This window comes from Cognatishimia sp. (assembly GCF_964229375.1).
Taxonomy (GTDB): domain Bacteria; phylum Pseudomonadota; class Alphaproteobacteria; order Rhodobacterales; family Rhodobacteraceae; genus Cognatishimia.
Window position 1 is genome coordinate 1 of sequence record NZ_CAXREH010000197.1, and the last position, 7107, is coordinate 7107.

General features: G+C 58.8%; 6 protein-coding genes. 5 read left to right on the forward strand and 1 reads right to left on the reverse strand.

From position 1 onward, the window contains the following. Positions 1 to 51: 51 nt before the first annotated feature. From ACEQWH_RS14580 to ACEQWH_RS14595, 4 genes are read left to right on the forward strand one after another with little or no spacing between them, the layout of a single operon-like run. Positions 52 to 1302 (forward strand): sarcosine oxidase subunit beta family protein, encoded by a 1251-nt coding sequence (locus tag ACEQWH_RS14580; RefSeq protein ID WP_370232036.1) that lies wholly within the window; start codon positions 52 to 54, stop codon positions 1300 to 1302. Positions 1303 to 1314: 12 nt separating this feature from the next. Then, positions 1315 to 1581, forward strand: a complete 267-nt coding sequence (locus ACEQWH_RS14585; protein WP_370232038.1) for a sarcosine oxidase subunit delta — start codon at positions 1315 to 1317, stop codon at positions 1579 to 1581. Continuing rightward, entirely contained in the window at positions 1578 to 4361 is a 2784-nt protein-coding gene (locus ACEQWH_RS14590; protein WP_370232040.1) for a 2Fe-2S iron-sulfur cluster-binding protein, read from the forward strand. Before ACEQWH_RS14585 ends, ACEQWH_RS14590 begins: the two co-directional genes overlap by 4 nt. Continuing rightward, a complete protein-coding gene (locus tag ACEQWH_RS14595; RefSeq protein WP_370232042.1) occupies positions 4354 to 4842 on the forward strand; it encodes a hypothetical protein in 489 nt (162 codons plus the stop codon). Before ACEQWH_RS14590 ends, ACEQWH_RS14595 begins: the two co-directional genes overlap by 8 nt. Before the next feature lie 53 nt (positions 4843 to 4895). Here ACEQWH_RS14595 and ACEQWH_RS14600 read toward each other — a convergent pair whose 3' ends face one another. After that, the gene (locus ACEQWH_RS14600; protein WP_370232044.1) at positions 4896 to 5807 is read right to left on the reverse strand and encodes a LysR substrate-binding domain-containing protein; all 912 of its coding nucleotides are present in this window, start codon (positions 5805 to 5807) and stop codon (positions 4896 to 4898) included. 108 nt (positions 5808 to 5915) lie between these two features. Between ACEQWH_RS14600 and ACEQWH_RS14605 the strand changes: the two genes are divergently transcribed. Then, the gene (locus tag ACEQWH_RS14605; protein ID WP_370232046.1) at positions 5916 to 7082 is read left to right on the forward strand and encodes an aromatic ring-hydroxylating dioxygenase subunit alpha; all 1167 of its coding nucleotides are present in this window, start codon (positions 5916 to 5918) and stop codon (positions 7080 to 7082) included. The last annotated feature ends 25 nt before the right edge of the window (positions 7083 to 7107 follow it).

The window sequence follows — 7107 nt, forward strand, 5'->3', positions numbered from 1 at the left end:
GCGCCTGATTGCGCGTTTTCGGACTTGGGCCTTTGAGATTGGAGCAAGTGAATGAGTCGTTATTCCGGATGGAAGGTCTTTCGAGAAGGCCTGCGCGCTGGCAAAGGCTGGGGGCAGGCATGGCGTACACCGCGCCCAAAAGATGCCTATGATGTGGTGATCATCGGCGGCGGCGGGCACGGGCTGGCGACGGCGTATTATCTGACAAAGAACCACGGGATCAAAAACGTTGCCGTGATTGAAAAAGGGTGGCTGGGCGGCGGCAATACCGGCCGCAACACCACGGCGATCCGGTCGAATTATTTTTATCCGGAAAGCGCTGCACTCTATGACAAATCGGTGCAGCTATATGAGGGGCTGTCGCGGGATCTGAACTATAACGTCATGTTCAGCCAGCGTGGCATGATCGTCTGCGCCCACTCAGAACATGAAATGGAGATGGCCGCACGGCAGTGCAATGCGATGCAGTTGAATGGCGTGGACGCTGAATTGCTAAGTGCCGAGCAGGTGCGACGACTGGAGCCAGCGCTGAATTTCAGCGACACGATGCGCTTTCCCATCCACGGCGGCGTCCTGCAGAAACGTGCAGGCACAGGTCGGCATGACGCGGTGGCCTGGGGTTTTGCCCGTGCCGCAGATGCCGCGGGCGTCGACATTATCCAGAACTGCGAAGTCACGGATGTGATCCTCGAAGGCGGACGCTGCGTCGGCGTCAACACATCGATGGGGGAAATCAAGGCCGGGGTTGTCGGGGCTGCGGTGGCGGGGCATTCCTCGGTTCTGGCCCAGATGGCGGGATATGAATTGCCCATCACATCTTACGTGCTGCAGGCCTTTGTCTCGGAACCGATAAAACCCGTGCTGAACACGGTTCTGGTTTGCCCACCCTTTGGGACATATGCCAGCCAGTCAGACAAAGGCGGGTTGGTGATTGGCGGCGGGCTTGATCGCGTGCCCTCCTATGGTCAGCGCGGTAATATGCCGATGCAAGAGACCGTCCTGAGCGCGTTTTGCGAGATGTATCCGTCGCTCGCCAAGGTCAAACTCTTGCGCCACTGGGGTGGCATAGTTGACGTGACGCCTGACAGCTCTCCGATCATTGGGCCCTCTGGCGTCGAGGGGCTTTATCTGAATTGCGGATGGGGCACAGGCGGGTTCAAGGCAATCCCCGTGGGCGGCTATCTGCTGGCGCATCTGCTGGCCACCGGCGCGCACCATGCGTTAAGCCGTCCGTTTGGCCTTGAGCGGTTCAAGACAGGCAGGCTGATTGACGAGGCGGCCTCTTCGGGCATCGCACACTAAAAGGAACATCAGATGCAACTCTTCCCATGTCCTTTCTGCGGTGAGCGCAACGAGACCGAATTCCACTTTGCCGGAGAGCTGGGCAAGCTGCGCCCGGACACGGCGGGGGATGTCAGTGACGCCGAATGGGGCCGCTATTTGTATACCCAACGCAACGAAAAAGGCCACGTGCGCGAGGTTTGGATGCACATGCCTTGCGGCGAATTGTTCGTCTTGGAACGCGATAGCGTCACAATGGCAGTCATCGGCAGCCGCGCTTTGCGGGGGGAAACGGCATGAGTGCACGTCGCATCGATGGTTATGGCGTGATCGACCGCAGCCAACCGCTAAATTTCGCCTTCGATGGCAAGTCCTATCAAGGGGTTGCAGGCGATACGCTGGCCTCTGCGTTGGTCGCCAATGGCGTGCGGATCATGGGCCGCAGCTTCAAATATCACCGGCCGCGTGGCCTTTGGGGCGCGTGGGTCGACGAGCCGAATGCCATCATGAACGTCAACGGAGAGGGTGTGCAATTGCCCAATTGTCTTGCCACGACCACCTACCTGCAAGACGGAATGGAGGCGCGCGCTGTCAACGCCTGGCCTTCGGCGGCGCGTGACCTGAAGGGCGGGCTTGACCTGTTTCACCGCTGGCTGGGCGCAGGCTTTTACTACAAGACCTTCATGTGGCCTGACTGGCACCTGTTTGAGCCCGCAATTCGCAAGATGGCAGGGCTTGGGACGGTCAGTCCAGACGTCCTTGATGGCTATGAGGCGGATCAGGTCTTTGATCACTGCGACGTGCTTGTGGTCGGCGGTGGCGCCGCAGGGCTGGTGGCCGCGCGTACGGCTGCCGAGGCAGGGCAGAATGTATGCCTTGTGGATGATCAACAGACCCTTGGCGGCAGCCTTTATCAACTGCCCGACATCGATGGGCGTAGCCCCGTTGAATGGGTGGCAACACAGCGCGAAGCGATCGTCAACGCAGGTGCGCGCATTTTGACTAAAACCACCGCATTTGGCGTCTATGACCATGGGCTGATCGGTCTGATCCAATCCGGGTCTTTTGGCGACGCCCCGCGGCTGATCCGGATGCGGGCAGGGCGGGTTATCATGGCCACCGGTGCGTTGGATCGGCCCATGACATTTCCGGAAAACGACCGCCCGGGCGTTATGTCTTTGTCTGGTGCGGCCGAGCTTTTGGCGCGCTATGGCGTTCTGGTCGGGCACCGCTTGGCCGTCTTGGCGACCCATTCGCTTGCGGAGGCCTCGATCAAATTATTGCGCGACGCGGGGGTCGAGATTGAGCGCATTGACCCTGCTGACGGCGCATTCACGGCCTTTGGCGGACGGGCTTCGACAGGCCTGAAACAGAGCGGCCGCGCGCGAACCTATGACGCGGTCTTAACCTCGGGCGGCAAGACGCCATTGGTGCATCTGTGGCGGCACGCAGGTGGCAAGCTTGACTGGTGCGACACGCGGCAAGCATTCGTGCCGGGCAAAGCGCCGGACATGATGACAGCCGTTGGCGCCGCAAACGGAACCTTCGATCTGGAGGGCGCGTTTAATGAGGCTCGCGCGGCAGGTGCAGGACACGCCACAATGCGCGCAGACACGCAATACACTGTGAAACCCCATTGGCCAGAGCCGGGCAGCAAGGGGCGTCAATGGATCGATTTCCAACATGATGTGACGCTCAAGGATATCGAGGTCGCCGCACGCGAAAACTATGTCTCGGTTGAACACCTTAAACGCTTCACGACACTTGGCATGGCCTCTGATCAGGGCAAAACGTCAAACATGGCGGGCTTGGCGGCAATGGCCACGATCCAAGGCCGGCCCATTCCCGAGGTCGGCACCACAACCTTCCGCCCGCCTTTTGTCCCGGTCCCGCTAGAGATCTATCGTGGCGCGCATCGCGAACAGAATTGGCATCCCATCAAACGATTGCCGCTGGAAACCACGCACCGCGCGCTTGATGCCGCCTTGGGGGAGTATGGCGGCTGGCTGCGTCCTGCGTGGTATGGCACAGGCACATCTTCAGATTTGATTGCGCAGGAAGTGCAGGCAGCACGCGAAAGCGCGGGCCTTTTTGATGGCTCGCCTTTGGGCAAGATCGAAGTCATGGGGCCAGACGCCGAAGCCTTTTTGAACTTCATCTACTACAACACAATTCGCACGATGAAGCCCGGCCAGCTGCGCTATGGATTTATGCTGACGGAAAGCGGGACGGTCTTTGACGACGGCGTTCTGGCGCGCCTCGGTCCGGATCATTTCATCGTGTCCTGTTCCTCAAGCCATGTGGACGGCGTGCGGATGCACCTTGAGGCATGGCGGCAGGACGGGAATGACCCAGATCGCATCTTTATTCACGATGCGACCCAGCATTGGGCGACCGTCGCGGTCACCGGCCCCGAGGCGCGTGATGTGTTGATGACGCTTGGACTGGACATTGACCTGAGTGCCGAGGCTTTCAAACACATGAGCCTGCAAAGCACGACATGGCGCGGGGCGGCCTTGCGTATTGCGCGGGTAAGTTTTTCCGGTGATCTCAGCTTTGAAGTGTCGATCCGCGCAAGCAAAGCCACCGAGCTGTGGGACAGCTTGCACCACGCGGGCGCACCGCTTGGTCTGCGTCCAATTGGGCTGGAGGCCATGTCAATAATGCGCGCCGAAAAGGGCTATCTGATCATCGGCAAGGACACAGATGGGGAAACCATGCCGCATGATCTGGGCTTCTCGGCGCCACGAGACAAAAAGACCGCGGCCTTTGTCGGGGATCGGAGCTTGCACTGTGAAAAGGCCAATGACGCGGCGCGCAAGCAGCTGGTGGGCCTTATGAGTGACGATCGGTTCCTGCCAACTGGTGCGCATCTTGTGAAAGACGACACATCGCAGGGCTATGTGACCTCAAGCTATCAAAGCCCAACTCTGGGCAGGCCAATCGCCTTGGCGCTTGTCACGAGTGGGCAGTCGCGGATCGGTGAAACCATCGCCGTGCAGCATTTGGGCAAGACGCAAAAGGCCACAATTTGCGCGCCCTGTTTTCTGGACCCGAAAGGAGAGCGGCTAAATGCGTAATGATTCAGCCCGTTGGGATGCCCCCGGACCTCTGAGGTTTTCCAGCGATGACCTTACGATCCAGGACGTGACCCTGCCCAAACAAACCTGGGTATCCGGCACGGATGTTCTGGCGCGCTATAGGGATCAGCTGGTGACTTGGCCAACCGTTGTGACGGCCGAAACCTATGCGCTCTCGCTGCGCCGCGATCGTGTTTTGTTGATCGGAGAGACCGATTTGGCAGAAGGCTATTCCGCCGAAACATGCCTTGCGGTCAGTGATGTCTCAGACGCCTATCAGGTCATCGACATTTCCGGGCCTGCGGCGTTTCAGCGCCTGTGCCATGGCGCCGAGCTTAACCTTGAGGCACACTCAGCATCCGTCATGCGCCGCGCGTTTGGCGCAGATGTGATGCTGTATCGCCATGGCCATGCAACGACCTTCAGACTACACGTCGCACGCGCTTTGATGCAGTCGGTGTTTCGACAACTGATTGGGTGAGCGGCTTAGAAGGCTCGCGCCGAGGGTTTGCGATTGGGCGTGTCGCCGCGATGCTAAACAGACGCCGCGTTCTGGAACCATGCCACCATTTGTGCAAGCGGCCCGGTGTCGTCCTGAAAGGGGCGATGTTGAAGGAAGTAGGACGTTTCGCGATCTGACACGCTTGGGCCAAGGCGTAGGATATCACCTCGGGCAATCGCTTCGTCCACAAGGCCGTGCCAACCCAGGCCGATACCATCCCCGCGCTGGATGGATTGCAAAAGAAAAGGGTAGGCGTCAAAGTCAGCAACCGACGTAAATGGCGGCGGTTGAAGCCCTGCGTGGGCGAACCATTTGGGCCAGGTCATGAATCCGGAAACGCCGACATCAAAGTGCAGAAACAGCTCGGGTGGCAGAGTTTCAATGGCATCGTTGGCTTCGGGGTGCGCGCGCAGAAAATCAGGGCTGCAGATCGGAAAAATCTCGGACTTTACCAAAGGAATGAACGGCCTGTTGGGCAAACGCGCGGTGTCCCAAACCACCGCCGCATCCACGCGGCTAAGGTCGATATCCCCTAGCTGGTCTGTTGTGACAACGCGAACCCGCACACCTCCCAGCGCGGCCCTGAGATCAGCAAATTTGGGCATCAACCATTGATCCGCAAAGCCATAGGTGCAGGCTAGGATGATCTCTGCGCGTTTGGAATAAGCCGCGACGTCTTGCCAAACCTGATCGACGTGACCGTAGCCAAGCCTCACCGCTTCGGCCATCCGAACGGCGCTTTCGGTGGGGCTGATCTGGTTGTTGTTCCGCCGAAACAAAGCTTGCCCCAGTCGACCTTCTAGGGTGGCGATATGGCGCGACACCGCAGGTTGGCTGAGGCCAAGCTCGTCTGCAGAGCGCGACAGGCTGGAGTGGCGCACCGCGACTTCCAAAACCAAAAGCGAATTAAGCGATCCAGAGGTCGGGCGTTTCAATAATTCCATAACAAAATCCTATAGACTGCATCACTTCTAAGCCAGTGTCATTTTGCACCGCTATCGCGCAATCTGATTGGGAATTATCCACCCCACGGATCGAAAAGGCGTTTCAAAATGAAAGCAGATGTCTTCACCGCAGGTGAAATTGCGCCAGAGGCGGACGGCCGGCAAGACACGCTGGCTGCGCGCTATTATGTCGAACAAAATGTCATGGACGCCGAGGTGCGCGACCTGCTCTATACCTCCTGGCAATTCGTGTGCCACGAAAGCGAGCTTGCCAACCCCGGCGATTATTATGCTTTCACGCTGCACGGTCAGGATTTCTTTCTGGTGCGTACGCCAGATGGTGACCTGAGAGGTTTTCACAACGTGTGCCCCCATCGCGGGCATCGGCTGGTTGAAGGGCAGGGCAACAAATCCCGTGTCACTTGCCCCTATCATGCCTGGACCTTCACGCTTGAGGGCAAGTTGCGCGGCGCGCGCGGCGTGGATCGCACTTCAGGCACCAATCAAGGCCGCAAAAACCTGTTGCCCGTGCGCGTGGATCAGATCGTAGGCTTTGTGTTCATCAACGCGGATCTGGATGGCGAGAGCCTTGCGGATTTCGCCCCCGGGCTTGAGCAACAAATGCTGACGGCCTGTCCGGACCTTGCTGATTACGTGGTCAGCGCCAACAGCGATGGGTTCGGCCACACCTATGTTTGCAACGCCAATTGGAAGGTGATGCTGGACAACTTTTTGGAATGCTACCACTGCCAGATGGCGCATCCCGAGTTCAACGACATGATGGCGATTTCAGACAGCAAGTTCACCCTGTTTCGGAACTTCACCTACCAGAACGCGCCGACCAAGATGAACGCCGAGAACCGCGCCTTTCCGCTTGATCTGGAACATGACGTTCTGGTGGGTGAGTTTTGGTGGATGTTCCCCAACATCACCTTCGGGCGGTTCCCTGGGGTGCAGAACTTTTACATCTCGCGCTTTGATCCGCTTGAGCCGGGAAAGACCTCGCGCTACACAGTGACGCTTGCGCCGCGCGAACCAACCGATGCAGGGGCCGCAGAGCGGGACCGCCTGCGCGCAGACTGGACCAACAACGTGGTGGCCGTCGAAGACAAGGATCTGTGCGAAGGCGTCCAAAAGGGCATGTCACAACGGGCCTTTCGCCACGGTTGGTATGTTACGGATCCTCAGGATCACGGTGTCTCGGAACATGCAATGCGCCATTTCCATGCACTCTACAGGGCATGGGCTGACGCATCGCTTGCGCCATCTTCCTGAGTCTGCACATGCTCACACATTCAAA

What these genes read in the sequence shown, in the direction of transcription:
- ACEQWH_RS14580 (WP_370232036.1), top strand. Translation starts at nt 52, where the DNA reads ATGAGTCGTTATTCCGGATGGAAGGTCTTTCGAGAAGGCCTGCGCGCT.
- ACEQWH_RS14585 (WP_370232038.1), top strand. Translation starts at nt 1,315, where the DNA reads ATGCAACTCTTCCCATGTCCTTTCTGCGGTGAGCGCAACGAGACCGAA.
- ACEQWH_RS14590 (WP_370232040.1), top strand. Translation starts at nt 1,578, where the DNA reads ATGAGTGCACGTCGCATCGATGGTTATGGCGTGATCGACCGCAGCCAA.
- ACEQWH_RS14595 (WP_370232042.1), top strand. Translation starts at nt 4,354, where the DNA reads ATGCGTAATGATTCAGCCCGTTGGGATGCCCCCGGACCTCTGAGGTTT.
- ACEQWH_RS14600 (WP_370232044.1), bottom strand. Translation starts at nt 5,807, where the DNA reads ATGGAATTATTGAAACGCCCGACCTCTGGATCGCTTAATTCGCTTTTG.
- ACEQWH_RS14605 (WP_370232046.1), top strand. Translation starts at nt 5,916, where the DNA reads ATGAAAGCAGATGTCTTCACCGCAGGTGAAATTGCGCCAGAGGCGGAC.